Origin of the sequence: Lentimicrobium sp. S6, assembly GCF_013166635.1 — a bacterium.
Lineage (GTDB): Bacteria > Bacteroidota > Bacteroidia > Bacteroidales > UBA12170 > UBA12170.
On record NZ_JABKBZ010000092.1, the window covers coordinates 1 to 16,736 of the forward strand.

General features: G+C 38.4%; 9 protein-coding genes and 1 pseudogene. 6 read left to right on the top strand and 4 right to left on the bottom strand.

The annotated features are described in order from the left end of the window. The 3 genes from HNS40_RS19910 to HNS40_RS19920 form a co-directional block, all read left to right on the top strand. On the top strand, positions 1–3,541 hold a 3,541-nt coding region (locus HNS40_RS19910; RefSeq protein WP_172284220.1), incomplete at its 5' end, for an SDR family NAD(P)-dependent oxidoreductase. A 157-nt stretch (positions 3,542–3,698) separates the two neighbouring features. Next, positions 3,699–10,508, top strand: coding sequence for a PfaB family protein (locus HNS40_RS19915; RefSeq protein ID WP_172284222.1), 6,810 nt, complete (start codon positions 3,699–3,701; stop codon positions 10,506–10,508). Positions 10,509–10,665: 157 nt separating this feature from the next. After that, positions 10,666–12,330 carry a PfaD family polyunsaturated fatty acid/polyketide biosynthesis protein gene (locus HNS40_RS19920; RefSeq protein WP_172284224.1) on the top strand — a complete coding sequence of 555 codons (1,665 nt, stop codon included), beginning with the start codon at positions 10,666–10,668 and terminating at the stop codon, positions 12,328–12,330. 137 nt (positions 12,331–12,467) lie between these two features. On the opposite strand, the gene HNS40_RS23335 is transcribed toward HNS40_RS19920, so the two are convergent. From HNS40_RS23335 to HNS40_RS19935, 4 genes are read right to left on the bottom strand one after another with little or no spacing between them, the layout of a single operon-like run. Further along, on the bottom strand, positions 12,468–12,830 hold the full coding sequence (locus HNS40_RS23335) for a PDDEXK nuclease domain-containing protein (RefSeq protein WP_253916444.1): 363 nt from the start codon (positions 12,828–12,830) through the stop codon (positions 12,468–12,470). After that, entirely contained in the window at positions 12,831–13,544 is a 714-nt protein-coding gene (locus HNS40_RS19925; protein WP_253916442.1) for a DUF1016 N-terminal domain-containing protein, read from the bottom strand. It abuts the gene before it with no gap. Positions 13,545–13,591: 47 nt separating this feature from the next. Next, the gene (locus HNS40_RS19930; RefSeq protein ID WP_172284226.1) at positions 13,592–14,134 is read right to left on the bottom strand and encodes a helicase associated domain-containing protein; all 543 of its coding nucleotides are present in this window, start codon (positions 14,132–14,134) and stop codon (positions 13,592–13,594) included. Continuing rightward, positions 14,110–15,189 (bottom strand): helicase associated domain-containing protein, encoded by a 1,080-nt coding sequence (locus HNS40_RS19935; RefSeq protein ID WP_172284228.1) that lies wholly within the window; start codon positions 15,187–15,189, stop codon positions 14,110–14,112. Before HNS40_RS19935 ends, HNS40_RS19930 begins: the two co-directional genes overlap by 25 nt. A 94-nt stretch (positions 15,190–15,283) precedes the next feature. On the opposite strand from HNS40_RS19935, the gene HNS40_RS19940 reads away from it, so the two are divergent. The 3 genes and pseudogenes from HNS40_RS19940 to HNS40_RS19945 all read left to right on the top strand — a co-directional run. Beyond that, positions 15,284–16,381, top strand: coding sequence for an IS4 family transposase (locus HNS40_RS19940; protein WP_371742966.1), 1,098 nt, complete (start codon positions 15,284–15,286; stop codon positions 16,379–16,381). Positions 16,382–16,402: 21 nt separating this feature from the next. Next, positions 16,403–16,498, top strand: a pseudogene (locus HNS40_RS23795) (transposase); the annotation flags it as partial. A 21-nt stretch (positions 16,499–16,519) separates the two neighbouring features. Continuing rightward, on the top strand, positions 16,520–16,736 hold a 217-nt coding region (locus tag HNS40_RS19945; RefSeq protein ID WP_253916443.1), incomplete at its 3' end, for a hypothetical protein.

The window sequence follows — 16,736 nt, forward strand, 5'->3', positions numbered from 1 at the left end:
ACCTGCTCCAGTTCAAGCAGTAACTGAAGAAACTCCTCAAGCTAGCAATACTGATACCACTCAACTTGAAAAGATGCTTTTAGAGGTTGTGAGCGAAAAAACAGGTTATCCTGCAGAGATGCTAGAGATGAACATGGATATGGAAGCCGATTTAGGTATTGACTCCATCAAACGTGTGGAGATATTTGGTGCTTTAACCAAACAATATCCGAGTATGGCAGGAATCAACCCTAGCGAATTAACAGATCTTCGTACTTTGGGAGAAATCGTGAGTTATGTGGCCCCTAAAGGTGCTACAGCGGTTGCTATTGAAGGTGTGAATACAACAGCTGCTCCGGTAATTGAAATACCTGCTCCAGTTCAAGCAGTAACTGAAGAAACTCCTCAAGCTAGCAATACTGATACCACTCAACTTGAAAAGATGCTTTTAGAGGTTGTGAGCGAAAAAACAGGTTATCCTGCAGAGATGCTAGAGATGAACATGGATATGGAAGCTGATTTAGGAATCGATTCTATCAAACGTGTGGAGATATTTGGTGCTTTAACCAAACAATATCCTAGCATGGCCGGAATCAACCCTAGCGAATTAACAGAGCTTCGTACTTTGGGAGAAATTGTTAATTATGTGGCGCCAAAAGGTGCCGCTACGCCTACCACAGCAGCAACGCTTGCCAATAATGCAGCAGTTGCCAATAAAATAGTGAATACAACCGCTACTCTGGTCAACGAAACTGCAGCTCCTGTTCAGTCAACCATTGAAGTAGAAGTACAAGAGAACGATAGCTATGTTGACAATACACAACTTGAAAAAATGTTATTGACAGTTGTTAGCGAAAAGACTGGTTATCCAGCAGAGATGTTGGAGATGAACATGGATATGGAAGCTGATTTAGGTATTGATTCTATCAAACGTGTGGAGATATTTGGTGCCTTAACCAAACAATATCCTGATATGTCTGATATCAACCCCAGTGAATTAACAGAGCTTCGTACTTTGGGAGAGATTGTGGATTACGTAAGTACATCTTCTAAAAAAAAAAATCCCCTCAGTATTGCTAAGCCTGTAGCTCAAGATAATAACGAATACATAACAACAGGTAAATTCCATAAGGTGGAGCGCAATAATATTGGTTTAAAATATTTGCCGCAAGCTGACTTTATGGAATTTTCTTTACCTGATACCCACCTGACCTTAGTTACCAATGAGGGTTCTGCCTTGACCTCCTCAGTTGTTAAGCAATTAGAAAACAAAGGTCATCAAGTATTGGTACTTAATCTACCTGGCACCACAATGACTCCTGATACAAGGGCCCTCTCGTTGACTGCTCATACTGATGAAGCCATTAAAAATGCGATTGAGGAAATCCATAGCAAATACGGAAAAATAGGAAGTTTCATTCATCTCCATCCTCATTTCGAATTCCAAAATGGCAATTTCACCCAACACTTTAAAGCAGATAAGGACATTGTTAAAACGGTTTTCTTTTTAGCCAAACACTTACAGCAAGACTTAAATGATTTAGGTCAGACCCAAAGAGCAAATTTCGTGACGGTGAGCCGTTTAGACGGTATATTAGGTCTGGGAAAAAGAGGCAATGTATCTGTTATTGGTGGCGGATTACCTGGTTTAGTGAAATGCTTAAACTTAGAATGGTCTCCGGTAAAATGCCGTGCGGTTGATATACAACCAGAATTGCCAATAGAGAAAATAAGTGCCCAAGTTATTGCAGAACTTCATGATGCCAATAGCGCCATTATTGAAGTAGCCTATTCTGAAGAAGGTCGTAAAACAACAAGTGTTATACCAGACCCAGTTCCCGAAGAACAAAAAATCAAAACCACAATAACTAAAGACTCTGTTTTTCTAGTGAGTGGTGGTGCAAAAGGCGTAACAGCCAATTGCGTGATTGAAATGGCTAAAACCTTCCAATGTAAATTCATATTATTGGGACGTTCTAATTTTAATGTTGAGATTCCTAATTATGCCAAGAATGGCGTTGATGATAGTACTTTGAAAAGAAATATCATGAATGACCTGAAGGAGAAAAGCAAAAAGCCTAGTCTCCCTATTGTTCAAAGCATATTTGGAGATATCGTTGCTAAAAAGGAAATAGACCATACCATTGCTCAAGTTGAGAAGCATGGTGGAAAAGTGGTTTATTTAAAAGGTGATGTCAATAACTTAAAAGCCAGTCAAACTGAATTAAATAAAATAACAGCTCAGCTAGGCCAGATTACAGGAATTATCCATGGAGCGGGTCGTTTGGCCGATAAGTATATTCAAGATAAAACGGAGGAGGACTTCGAAAATGTGATTTCAGTGAAACTAAATGGTTTATTGAGTCTGCTCAGTGTTGTGGATATCGATAAACTAGACCACTTGGTGATGTTCTCTTCGGTAGCCGGATTTTATGGAAACCTAGGACAATCAGATTATGCCATCGCCAACGAGATTTTAAGTAAAGCAGCTCATCTCTTCAAAACAAACCATCCACACCCCCAAGTGTCGGCTATTAACTGGGGCGCATGGGACAGCGGTATGGTGAGTGATGAATTAAAGGTGATGTTTAAAGCGGCCGGCATTAAGTTGGTGAACAGTACAGGCGGTGCTGCCATGATGGTGAATGAGTTCAATACTGAATATGCCCATCAAGCACAAGTCATCATTGGCGGAACCTTACCTGAAGCGGTAAGCCACCATAATGGAGATTTACGCAACTATCGCATTAAACGAAACTTAAAGCTAGCCGATAATCCATTCTTGATGCACCATGTGATACAAGGAAACGCGGTTTTACCAGTGGTTAATGCTGTGGGTTGGATGTCACAAGCTTGCGAAAGTATATATCCTGACTTTAAGGTCTTCCAGATTACAGACACCAAATTATTCAAGGGAATTGTATTTGATGGCCAACAGCCAGAGGATTATGTGATTGAACTCAAAGAAGTGGAAAAAAGCGCTGAAAAGATTGTTTTTGAAGCGACTATCCTTAGTGAAGGAAAAAAACTCCCGACCTATCATTACAGAACGGGAGTAACCTTGATGCATAAGGATAAAGTACCTCAAGCTCCCAAGTTTAACCACACTATCAGCGGAAATTATCCTGCAACTGATGGATCTATATTATATAAAGATGGTTCCCTTTTCCACGATAAGTATTTCCAAGGCATAGAGAAAATCATCGATTGGAACGAGAAGCAAATAGTACTCACCTGTAAAGCACCTGAGGTGCCACTTTCAGAACAAGGACAGTTTGCCATTCAATCCATCAATACATTTTTTGCTGATATTCAATATCAAGGCATGGTGGTTTGGGTTCAGAAATACCAAGATGGCGCTATGAGTTTACCCTTACAAACAAAAACTGCGACACTTTACAAACCTGTTCCTTTTGGAAAAGAGTTGATGGTAAACGTTACTATTCAAGAAGCTAGCGAGTTTAAAATTGTGGCTCTTTGTACGGTTTACGATGAAGACGGAACTGTTTATATGCAAACAGATGGTGCAGCGGTAACCGTATCTAAACAATTGGTTTGGTAGAAAATAAATTAAAAGGGGGATTTGAAAATACAGGATGGGATTTACATCTTCTTATTATCAATTCCCCTATAAAACCTGTTCCGAATTATTTCGGAAGAATTTAGGACCAGTTTAAATCCTCTTAAGAGGTGATTAAACTGGTATAAAAAGAAAATAAATGATAAAAATAGCCATCATAGGAACGTCTGGATTATTTCCAGGATCATCTACCCAAGATGAGTTCTGGAATAATCTGATGCATAAAAAAGACCTGACAGGTATCGCCACAAAAGAGGATTTTGCTGCCGACCCAGAAGCATTCTTTCAAGCCGAAAAAGGAATAGTAGATCGTTGTTACTCCTTACGCGGAGGATTTATTCGTGATTTCAATTTCGATCCAACAGATTATAAATTGCCAGCTGAATTTCTGGCCAAGCAAGACAAATTATATCAATGGTCGCTGCATGTGGCGAAAGAAGCCCTGCGCGAAAGTGGCTACCTAAACAAGGCCGAAATCATGGATAAATGCGGTCTTATTTTAGGAAACCTATCTTTTCCAACAGCCTCCTCACATCAATTATTATCTGATGTATATACCCATACCACTGAAGTAGCCGTCCAGGAATTACTAAAAGACAAAGATTTTAAACTCCATAAAAACGCTGGAGAGAAACCACAAAATGAGGTATTGCAATATACCCCATCAGAAATGGTAAGCGAAGCTCTTGGTCTTGGCGCCACTCATTATTCCATAGATGCAGCTTGTGCTACTTCCTTGTATGCCATCAAATTGGCCTGCGACGAATTACTCACTGGCAAAGCAAATATGATGTTGGCCGGTGCCGTTTGTGCTTCCGATCAACTATTTATTCACATGGGCTTTTCTATTTTCCATGCCTATGCTCCTGCCGATAAAAAGTATGCCCCTTTCGATCAAGGATCAGAAGGATTGGTATCTTCAGAAGGTGCCGGAATGGTAGTGCTCAAGCGTTTGGAAGATGCAGAACGTGATGGAGACAATATCCTAGGAGTGATTGGTGGCATTGGACTTTCCAATGATGGACGTGGTAAGTTTCTATTGGTACCCAATCCAAAAGGTCAGAAACTAGCCTTCGAACGTGCCTACGACAAAAACAGTATTTCTCCTGAGAACACTTCCTATTTAGAATGTCACGCCACAGGAACTCCTCTGGGGGATGTCACAGAGCTAAATTCTATCTCTAATTATTTTACCTCAGAAAAGAATACACCGCTTTTAGGGTCTGTGAAATCCAATATGGGCCACTTACTGACAGCAGCTGGTATGACGGGTTTACTCAAGGTCTTGATGTCCATGCAAAAGAATGTGATTCCACCAAGCATTAATTTGGATAATGCCCTTAGAGCCGACAATGGCTTGATGGGTAAAGAAAATATGGTTTTGGAAACCATACCATGGGATGATACGCAAAAACAAGCAGCCGTGAATTCATTTGGTTTTGGCGGTACAAATGCCCATATGGTGGTCAAGAATTACCAGCAAAATCAAAGCAAACAAGAGGCTAGAAAAGCAACATCTTTGGTTCCTATGTCCATCATTGGAATGGATGCACACTTTGGGGATTGTACCAATCTCAATGATTTTTACGAGACTATATACAAAGGAAAACAACATTTTAATACCCTCCCCAAAAAGCGTTGGAAGGGATTTGAGGAAAATACTTCTTTATTAAAAGAGTATGGCTTTAAGGACGGGAAAGCGCCAAAAGGAGCTTATATTGAGGATTTTGAAATTGACTTATTACGTTATAAAATCCAACCTAAAGAAGCAGAGACTTTAGAGCCACAACAAGCCCTGATTCTAAAAATAGCCGACAATGCCATTAAAGATGCCAACTTAGATGAAAGTCAAAATGTGGCGGTTTTAATTGCCATGGAATCGGAATTATCTATTCATCATTACTTGGCACGTTGGGATACGGGTTGGCAATTGAAAGAAGCCTTGGAGCAATCCAATATTGAACTTAACGAAGTACAAGAAGCGGAATTAGAGCAGCTGTGTAAGAACGGCCTTTATTATCGTGATGGTGATCAAACACCCAGTCAACACACCAGTTTTGTAGGCAATATCATGGCCAGCAGAATTGCAGCACTTTGGGATTTCACCGGTTCGGCCTTTACGGTTTCTTCTGGCGAAAACTCTGTTTATAAAGCCTTAGAGATTGCTCAAAATATGTTATCGCTGGGCGAAGTTGATGCGGTAGTAGTTGGAGCAGTTGATTTTTCAGGAGGTTTGGAAAATGTAATACTCCGTAATCAAAAAGACCAAATCAATAGCGCAGTCAAGCCAAGTATTTCCATGAATACCAATGACAATGGATGGCTTGTGGGTGAAGGTGCCGGCGCCATCGTGTTAAAGAAACAAAGCGATGCTCAGCATGACAGAACCTATGCCGTTATCGATGGCATGGGCCAAATCCAAGCATTAGAAGATGGTGGGTATTTGGAAATGGCTGCCACAGGTATTGCAAGTCAGGATAGCAAAGAACTAGCCACATTATTAAAAAACAAGCCAGCTCAAGCTGTAGCTTTGGGAAGTGTTAAAGCCAATATTGGAAATACTTACGCTGCATCTGGCATGGCCAGTTTGATAAAGGCGAGCTTATGTGTTCACCACCGTTTTATTCCGGGTATTCCCAATTGGGAAGCGCCTAAAGATGTGAATGCATTTAAAGACAGCAAATACTATTTCCCTCAAAAGTCTCGCCCTTGGATTTTACAAGAAAATCAGACCAAGAGAAAGGCATCGGTGAATGGTATAGACGATTTAAAAATCCATTTATCAGAAGCGGATCAAGTATTGAACACCGATTCTACTTTCAGACAAAGTGTGATTCCAAAGATTTTTCCTTTGAAAGCCCGTTCAGAAAAAGAGATGAGCTTACACCTATCGGCCTTGGAAATTGCCCTCGCCTCCCCCACTCCATTTGGGGAGATGGCTGAAATATTTTTCGAGAAATTCAAAGAAAATAGTGGACTTTATTGTACGGTACTGCTGGCAAAAAATGCAGAGGAGCTTAAGCAAGAAATTCAATTCTTTCAAAAGAGCATCTCCAAATCATTTTCATCAGGCAAAGCCTTAAAGACACCCCGCGGTAGTTATTTTTCACCAAAACCTTTGGGTAAAAGAGGAAAAATAGCTTTTGTATATCCAGGTTCGGCAACCGCATACCAAGGTTTAGGAAGCGATCTTTTTCAAATGTTTCCCCAATTGCATGAGCAATATAAAGATTTAGGACCCAATTTAGATCGTTTTATTTGGAGCGATTATTTGTATCCCAAACACGTGAGTACTAACAATGAAAGTCCAAATATCTATGCCAATGCCATTGCTATGATGTCGGTTGGGGTATTTTACTCTGCGGCCTTTACTCATATCATGCGTTCTATGTTTAAGTTAGAACCCGATATGGCCTTTGGTTATAGCATGGGCGAATGCAGCAGCATGTGGTATTCCTTAGGAATATGGAGTCCTGATGGCACCAAAGAATTTCAGGAATCGCCAGTATTTAAAAATCGCGTGGCTGGTAATTTAGAACTTTTATCTGAACACCTTGGTATCAGTATAGAGGAGGCCAAAGAAAACTGGATCAGTTTGGTATTATTGGCGTCGAAGGAACTAATTGAGCCTATGGTTCAGAAACATGATAATGTTTACCTCACCTTTGTAAATACTGAGAACGAGGTCATTATTTCGGGCGATAAAAAAACTTGTTTAGCCATTGCTGAAAAGGCTCAATGTAAAGTAATTCCTATTCCTTTTCAAAATATTATCCATCACGATTTCTGTAAAAAAGAAACCGATGCTTTATTATCTATGCATCATTTTCCTTTGCAGAACAAACCCAATATTGACTTCTTTTCTAGCATCACAAAGACGAAACTGAAGCTCGATAGCGAAGTGATTTCCAAGAATTCCACAAATGTTTGTTGCCAAGAAGTTGACTTTCCTGCCAACGTAAAAAGTGTAGCAGATGCAGGAGCCAATATCTTTATAGAGCTCGGGGCTAATGCCACTTGTACGGGTTGGATCAATGCTATTTTAAAAGATCAGGATCATTTATCGGTTAGCATTAATCAAAAAGGGAAATCAGATGCTCAAGCATTATGTGAGATGATGGCCCAATTGGTGAGTCATGGTGTAGCGCTTGATTTAAGTATGCTTTACCCCGAAACTGCCAAAGGAAAGCCACAAAAACAATTCTTGAAAAAGATAATACCCGGTGGAAAGCCCATAGCCCAAGTCATAGTAAATAGCGAAAGCAAAAAGCTATTTGCGAATCTTAAAACAAAAAGTATTAAGAAAAGCATTATCAAAGAAAAGGCAGTAATGGTTATAGCTGGAGAGGATTCATATACCGAATCAGATACCGCTCCAATCACTACACCAATAATTTCAAATCATTCAAAATCATTAAACTTAAATCCCGAAATGGATACAAAAACCATAGAGAACGTAAATACAAAATTAACACCGAGTACATCACCTAATAATAGGCTGGGTGAAAATGGATTACGCTTACAGAATTACGAATCCGGAGAGCAATTAGAAGGTAAAGAGATTGTGTATTCACAAGAAGACTTGGTGGAGTTTGCTACCGGTAAAATTGCCAATGTTTTTGGCCCTGAATATGCTGTCATAGATACTTATCCACGTCGTGTGATGCTACCTATGGACCCTTATCTATTGGTGAGTAGAGTTACAGGTATTAATGCCAAGTTGGGCGAGTATAAACCATCGACCATGCAAACGGAATACGATATTCCTTATGATGCCTGGTTTACCACCGACCGCCAAATCCCTTGGGCTGTATCGGTAGAATCAGGACAGTGCGATTTAATGCTTATCTCCTACCTGGGTATCGATTTACAAAACAAAGGCAAGCAGATTTACCGTTTATTGGATTGCACCCTTACTTTTATGGATGACTTGCCTTTTGAAGGACAAACCCTACGCTATGATATCTCCATCAATTCCTTTGTGAATAGCGGTAATAACCTCCTATTCTTTTTCAGCTACCGTTGTTATGTGGAGGATCGCTTGGTGCTAAAAATGGACAATGGGTGTGCGGGTTTCTTTTCTGATGAAGAATTGGCTGCCGGAAATGGTGTGGTGTACAGCAAATCGGAACTAGCAGCCCGAACCCAAATTAAAAAGAGATATTTCACTCCATTATTGGATACTGATAAAACCACTTTCTCCAAAGAAGACCTGATGCATTTGAGCAATGGAGACATTGAGAAGTGTTTTGGAAATGAGTCTTATTTTGCCAATGGTCGCAATTCCTCATTACGTCTGCCTCCAGAAAAGATATTGATGCTAGACCGCATTACCACCCTTGATTTAAAAGGTGGCGCTTATGGTTTAGGCTTTATTGAAGCTGAGAAAGATTTAAAAGCCAATGACTGGTATTTCCCTTGCCACTTCCGTGATGATGAAGTAATGGCGGGTTCCTTACAAGCCGAAGGTGGTGGTAACTTATTGCGTTTCTTTATGCTTCGCTTGGGTTTACAGCGCATGACTAAAGATGCTCGTTACCAAGCCATTTTCGATATGCCGCAAAAAGTGCGCTGTCGTAAGGAAGTCACACCTGAAGATACCAAACTGGTTTATCGACTAGAGATTAAAGATATTGGTTTGATTCCTCATCCTTATGTGGTGGGTGATTTAGAGATTATTTCTAATGGTGTGGTGACGGTACATTTCGAGAATATTGGTTTACAATTGCGTGAAAAATCAAACCCTAAATATTTAGAAGAAACTCCAGGTATTCCTATTTCTCCGCGTTCTGAAGGTGCTTTGATGAATGAAAAAGACATCACTACTTTTGCATTAGATGATTTGTCCAAGTGTTTTGGTCCTGACTTCTCCGTTTACGATGGCCGCAAGGTTTCTCGTCAACCCAATACCGATTTACAGCTTATTTCTCGTATACTAAAAGTTGATGGAACGCGTGGTAATTTTGATGAACCCTCCTCCATTTTAGCTGAATATGATGTGCCTGTTAATCCTTGGTATTATGAGCAAAACTCCAATTACACCATGCCTTATTCTGTTTTGATGGAGATTGCCCTACAGCCTTGTGGTTTATTGGGTGCCTATTTGGGTTCTACTTTAGAGTTTGCTGAGCATGACCTCTATTTCAGAAACTTAGATGGTGATGGCGAAATGTTTGACTTAGCAAGTGGAACCGATTTTAGAGGGAAAACCATTGTCAATAATGCCGTTTTAACTTCTTCTATGGCCTTAGGCGGAACCATCTTACAAAATTACACCTTCGAACTTTCTATTGATGGACATGTATTCTATAAAGGAAAATCCTCCTTCGGATTCTTCCCAGCTGATGCTTTAGCATCGCAAGTTGGTTTAGACAAAGGTGCCGAAGTGGATGCTTGGTATAAAACCAATAACTTGACTCCTCAAGATTATCTACAAATTAAATTGGATTCCTTGTATGGCAAAATGAAGCTATACAAAGCACCTGTTGGAAAACCACATTATCATTTGGCCGAAAATCAATTGAACCTATTAGACCATTTAATTGTGGCTAAAAACCAAGGGGAATATGGTAAAGGGTATGTGCATGCTACCAAATTTATAAAACCTTATGAGTGGTTCTTTGCTTGTCACTTTTATCAAGATCCGGTAATGCCGGGTTCCTTGGGAGTGGAAGCTGTTTTCCAAGCCATTGAAGTATTTGCTTTACAACAAGATTTAGGAAAAGATTTTAAATCGCCCAAATTTGTACAGCTGCCCAATCATAAAACCGTTTGGAAATACCGCGGACAAATTCTAACTACCGTGAAGGAAATGCATTTAGAAATTCACATTAAAAATATAGAACAGCGTGGTGCACAATTGGCCATAGTGGTGGATGCCTACGTTTGGAATGGTAAAATGCGGATTTATCAGATTACGGATTTGGCCCTCGGTATAGAAGAGGCTTAATCAAATGCAAGGAGCAAAATCATGATAAACGTAAATTTATTTTGTCCGCGGATTTTTTTAAATTTTAATCATTGGTTTTTACTTACAACTGAATGATGAGAACAGCATGAAATAGCTCAATAAATAAATTAGATCATCGCAAATAAAAGATATACATATGAATTTGAATTTTCACGGCACCCCACAAAATATCTTCTGGAAGGGCTCGCCACGCGATATAGTTTTTGATACCAAAAGCATACAAGAAAAATTACAGGCCACTGATAAGCCTTTATATATCATGAAGGATTTTCAGGGTCGCATAGGAGTTAGTAATGGCGGCGAACTGGTTTCTGAAGGTAGAGGATTACAGGTTTTAGCCATAGCCAGTCCTATGACTGCTGAACAACTCGGTGACCCAAGTTTTAAGCAGGATTATGGCTTAAACTATGCCTATAAAACAGGTGCCATGGCCAATGGCATCTCATCGGAAGAATTGGTGATTGCCATGGGAAAAGCTCATCTATTGGGTTCTTATGGTGCTGCTGGACAAGTACCAGAACGCGTATTTGAAGCCATCAAAAAAATACAGGCTGCCTTGCCTGAGCAGGCTTATGCCTTTAACCTAATACACAGCCCCAATGAGGAGGCCTTGGAAGTGAAAGCGGTGGAATTATTTATTAAACATGGCGTTCATATTGTGGAAGCCTCCGCATTTTTAGCCTTAACCGAGCATATTGTCTATTACCGTGTGGCGGGTTTAAGTCAGAATGAAGATGGCAGTATCCACATTAAGAATAAGGTGATAGCCAAAATTTCTAGAACCGAAGTGGCGGCTCCTTTTATGCAGGCTCCTCCGGAATCTTTTGTACAGGCATTGCTCTCAAAAGGAAAGATAACTCCCTTGCAAGCGGAATTAGCCAAGCAAGTGCCCATGGCCGATGATATTACCGTAGAAGGCGATTCTGGTGGGCATACCGATAATCGTCCTTTGGTATCCCTCCTCCCTATTATTATAAAGCAACGTAATGATATGGAAGCCAAGACCCAATTTGCACAAAAGATTCGTGTGGGCGCAGCAGGTGGAATTTCTACGCCAGCTTCGGCATTAGGTGCTTTTATGATGGGTGCAGCTTATGTGGTGACGGGTTCGGTTAATCAAGCTTGTATAGAGTCTGGTACCTCGGAGCATGTGCGTAAATTATTGGAAAAGGTAAGTTCTACCGATGTGATGATGGCCCCCGCTTCCGATATGTTTGAGATGGGTGTTGATTTACAGGTTTTAAAACCTGGAACCTTATTTGGCCCACGTGCTAAAAAGCTATTCGAATATTATAAGCAGTATAAGTCTATTGACGATATCCCAGCTGCCGAGCGTTTAAAGTTAGAGCAGCAGGTTTTCAAGCAACCTTTGGAAGAGATTTGGCAATCTTGCATCGATTTCTTTGAGAAAAGAGACCCAGAGCAAATACAAAGAGCCAAGGACAACCCACATCGTAAGATGGCGCTTATCTTCCGTTGGTATTTAGGCTTGTCCTCCAATTGGGCCAATGCCAATACCCCGGGTCGAGAGTTGGATTATCAAATATGGTGCGGCCCAGCCATGGGCGCCTTTAACGATTGGGTAAAAGGTACTTATTTAGAGTCTTACCAAAACCGAAAGGCAGCAGATGTGGCCATGCAAATATTACAAGGAGCGGCTTATCTTTATCGTATACAAAGCCTGAAATTACAGGGTATCAGCTTTCCTTTGGAAATGAAAATTGTGATTCCCAATGAGGCTATTGCTTACCCTATTATCGATAATGGGGAATTTGGGGATACTAGTGCGCAGAATAATTAGTAAGGAAAAGGTATTTTTTTGTCCGCTAATTTTCGCAGATTAACACGGATTGAAAAGCAATGTTCTTAAAACAGAACATTGCTTTTTTTAAAATATTCGAGCAAGCCTTGTGTTGTTTATGGCTTTTGGTCTGTCGTTTAATCTCTATCTTCAATTAATTGTTTTAATTCTTCTTTACTTGGCAATACTGTCTGATATTTACTAGCAAATATTTGTTGATTGTCTTTTGGCAGGGTAATCTGCACCAATGTTTCGTTTTTTTGTTTGCAAAGTACGATTCCAATAGTCGGATTTTCTTCGTTTGTTTTTACAAATTCATCGTAATAATTAACATACATCTGCATCTGTCCTAAATCCTGATGTTTTAGTTTTCCAATCTTTAAGTCAATAACGACAAAACATTGTAACAAGCGATTATAGAATACCAAGTCAACATAGAAATTTTCATCTTCCACCGTTATTCTTTGCTGCCTGCCAACAAATAAGAATCCTTTGCCCAGTTATTTCAGGAAGTGTTCCAGTTTATTGATTATGGCTGTTTCTAAATCGGATTCGCTATACTCATTATGCTCCTTTAGCCCTAAAAAGTCGAGGACATAAGGTTCTTTGATTGTGTCAATTGGTTTTGTAATAACTTGACCTTTTGTACTGAGTTCTTTAACTCCCTTCTTATCCCTGCTTAATACCAACCTTTCGTATAGGGATGATTCGTATTGCCTCTCAAATTCTCGAACAGACCAATTGTTATTTGAAGCTTCAATTTCATAAAATTTACGTTCCTCGATGTTGTCAATTTTAATGAGCTGCAAATAATGTGACCAGCTTAATTTAAAAGGGCTTACAGATTTCCGCAACACTGATGCGGATTTTTCATTTTCAGATTTCTGCAACGCTGATGCGGATTTGTCTACTTCCGAAATTACAAACTTGTATGTGAGATAAAATTTTCTCATTCGCTCAAGGTTATAAACCGAATATCCTTTCCCAAAATCTTTTGTAAGTCTTTGAGAAAGCTCCTTCAGAATCGATTTTCCGTATTCAGCTCGTTCTTCTCCATGTTGTTCATCTTCAACAATCAATCTGCCAACTTCAAAGTATGTGATTACAATGGTTTGATTAACTGTAGTGGCAACATGTTTTTTTGCATTGGCAAGTAATTCAGAAATCCTGCCATATAATTGATTGTTTGAATTTGTCAAGTTTGTATTATCCATACCGCTAAATTAGCAATTATCCAACTTAAAGAATTGCACTTTGGGCTTTAATTATTCACACGCCAAATGAATCCAATATTTTCAAGTTTACTCTTTTTGTCTTCGGTTATCGTTTCTTCTTTGTAATATCTTCTTTGGGTACGAACCCAAGTTGCCAGTTGTTGATTCTCTTTGAATCTTACTGGAACTTGGCAATTTCCATGTTTATCTTTATAAGCTAGCAGTTCTTCAAATCGCTCATCCCATGATTTTTGATTTTCTAAGGGTTTTGGAAATTCAAAACCGATTTCTTCGAATGCTTTGATTTTTTCATCTTCCAATTTGTCAGTCCGTTTCAAGGTTTTCTGATAATAGAGCCAACTTGAAAGAGCTTGATTTATTGGGTATTTCTTTGGGACAATAAAATCGCCATGTATTCTATGATATTCTTTTAGCATTTCCAACATCTCGTACCAGCTTGCAGAATTTTTCTTTCGTGGTTTTCTCTCTTTAGTTTTGGGTTGATGATTAACACCAATTGCCGCTAGAATATCAACTTTGTTTTTAGGTAGTTCTGAACGGTTTATCAAAATCTTTGGTGCTGATACCATTTTTTAATCTCACTTTCTTCTTCGAATTCAAATCCACCAGTTGTTTCTTTATGTTTCGCAAATTTTGAAAACATTTCAAACCAGTTTTCGGGTTTGTATTCAATGAATTCGTAACCAATATCTTCAAGTTTCTTTCTTCTTTCTGGTGTCGTTCCTTCTTTTCTTATTTTGAACAACCAGTAATATAAACCACCAAAACCTTTGTCGCTTTGTTTTACTTCAAAGTGACCAAATTCATTATGAAACTCGCTGAGTAATTTCAATTTTTGATTCCATTCATATTTTTTTGTGTCCCAAATAAAATCAAGTTCTTGAAGTAGCTTTTCCCTTTCTTCTGAAAGTCTTCCTTTCTTTTTGTTGTTTCGTTGGTCGTTAACCCAACGTCCAAATGATTTATCTTCTGAATATAATTGAGGAACAAGGCAGTGCCCATTTTCGCTTTTGAATTGTTTTAGCTTTTCATACATCAAACTCCAACGTTCCTCATCTGGGCGACCAGAAAATGCTAACGATTTTGCATCCCAGATAAATTTTAAGGTGTTTAATCGAGTAATTTTTTCTTCATTTAGTTTCCCTTTTTTAAAATCCATTCGTTGAAGTAAAACCCAATGATAAAGCGTTTCGTCTCCATCCGTTTTTTTATAATGAGAATGACCATGTTTCTTAAAAAAATCATTTAATGAATTAAATCTCAATTCCCAAGATATTGTATTTGGTTGGCGAGTAACTTCCCATTCAAATCCAAGTAATTCAAGTTTCTTAATTTGTTCTTCTGTAAGGTTTTGAGTTTTAAAATTATGCCTTTGTCTGGTTACAAAATATGACAATGATTTTTCTTCAAAAGTTTTGGGAACATTACAATTGCCGTATTTGATTTTGTAATCAAGCAATCTTAAATAGTTTTGTTCCCATGTATTTCGTTGTGGTTTCTTCGATTTCTCAATAACTTCGTCTTCATTAATAATCTTTTTTCCACGAAAGTCTGATTCGAAAGGGAAACCAATTGTTTTCAGTTTTTCAATTCGATTTTCGCTTAGTACATGACAAAAATACAACCCCTTGAAAATCAGAAAAATAGATGTTAAAAAATTAGTTTAAAACCTTGATTTTTAGTATCTTGCGTAAGATTTACGAAGTCAGAACGCAATGATAAAGAATACCAAGGTAGAGGATAAAAATACAGAATTAGTTTCAATTCTAAGCAAACAATTTGAAGGAAAAGTCAATTTAGCTCGAATAAAGTTCATTTCGATGTTTATCTGTGCATTGTGCAAGGTTCAAACAGTAGGTTTTGAAAAGCTTGCTAATGCATTTGATTCAGTTTCAGATTCAACATCTAGTTTAAGGCGTATTCAAAGATTTATTGCTGAATATTCATTGAATTCAAATTTAGTTGCACAGCTAATATTCAAACTTCTTCCTGAAAAAGAAAGCCTTTGTCTTAGTATTGACAGAACTAATTGGAAGTTTGGCAAAACAGACATCAACATCTTTATGCTTGGTGTTTGCTACAATGGCGTTGCTTTTCCTCTATTGTTTACCATGTTAAAGAAACGAGGAAATTCAAATTCTCAGGAACGTATTGATTTGATTAAGCGATTCGTTAAGCTCTTTGGAAGAGAATGTATAGAATCGGTATTAGCCGATAGAGAGTTTGTTGGAGATGAGTGGATAACGTTTCTTAATGACAACAAGATTCCCTATTACATACGTATTAGAAACAACTTTAAGGTTTTTATTCCTCATAAAAACAAAGAGCTAAAGGCTTCATGGCTATTCAATGCGACTGGTATAAATGAGTTTATACACTATCAAAAAATCATTAGAATTGGGACCCAACTATGTTATCTTTCGGGATGCAAATTAAAAAACAAGAAAGGAAAACCTGAGTTTCTAATCATTATCTCTTTTAACAAACCTGATCAGGCTCAGGCGTTTTACAAACAAAGATGGCAAATTGAAACTTGTTTTAAAGCCATGAAAACTAGTGGATTTGATATCGAAAAAACACACCTACAAGAAATAGATAGAATTGAAAAATTAATTCTGCTTGTGATGATTGCTTTTGTTTGGTGTTATAAGGTTGGAATTTATTTAAATCTGTTTGTAAAGCCAATTACGATTAAAAAGCATGGACGAAAAGCACAGAGTATCTTTAAATATGGATTGTGGTCTATAGCTAAATTGCTATTAAACAAAATGTCAGTTGACAAAATAGATGTCTTCAGTTTTTTGTCATGTACTTAGAACAAAGACTATCAAAAACAAATATCATCCCCGAAAGGAGAAGACTTTTTACGTTTGTTTTGTCAACATATATTACCGCCAGGATTTACCAGAATAAGGCATTATGGCTTTTTATCAAGCGCTTCTAAACGAAAATCATTGGGCATTATTCGTAGTCATCTAGGGGTATCCTCTTCATCAGAAAGCACTATATTGACTTGGCAAGAAATTGCTTTTAAAAAAATGGGGATACAGCCCGGTATTTGTAAATGCTGTGGCGGTGAAATGCTCATTATTCAAACTTTTACCAATAAGTTTAGAAACAATCATCAAAGAGCTCCTCCGGAAAACACTAAACCTTTGAAAGTAAGTATAA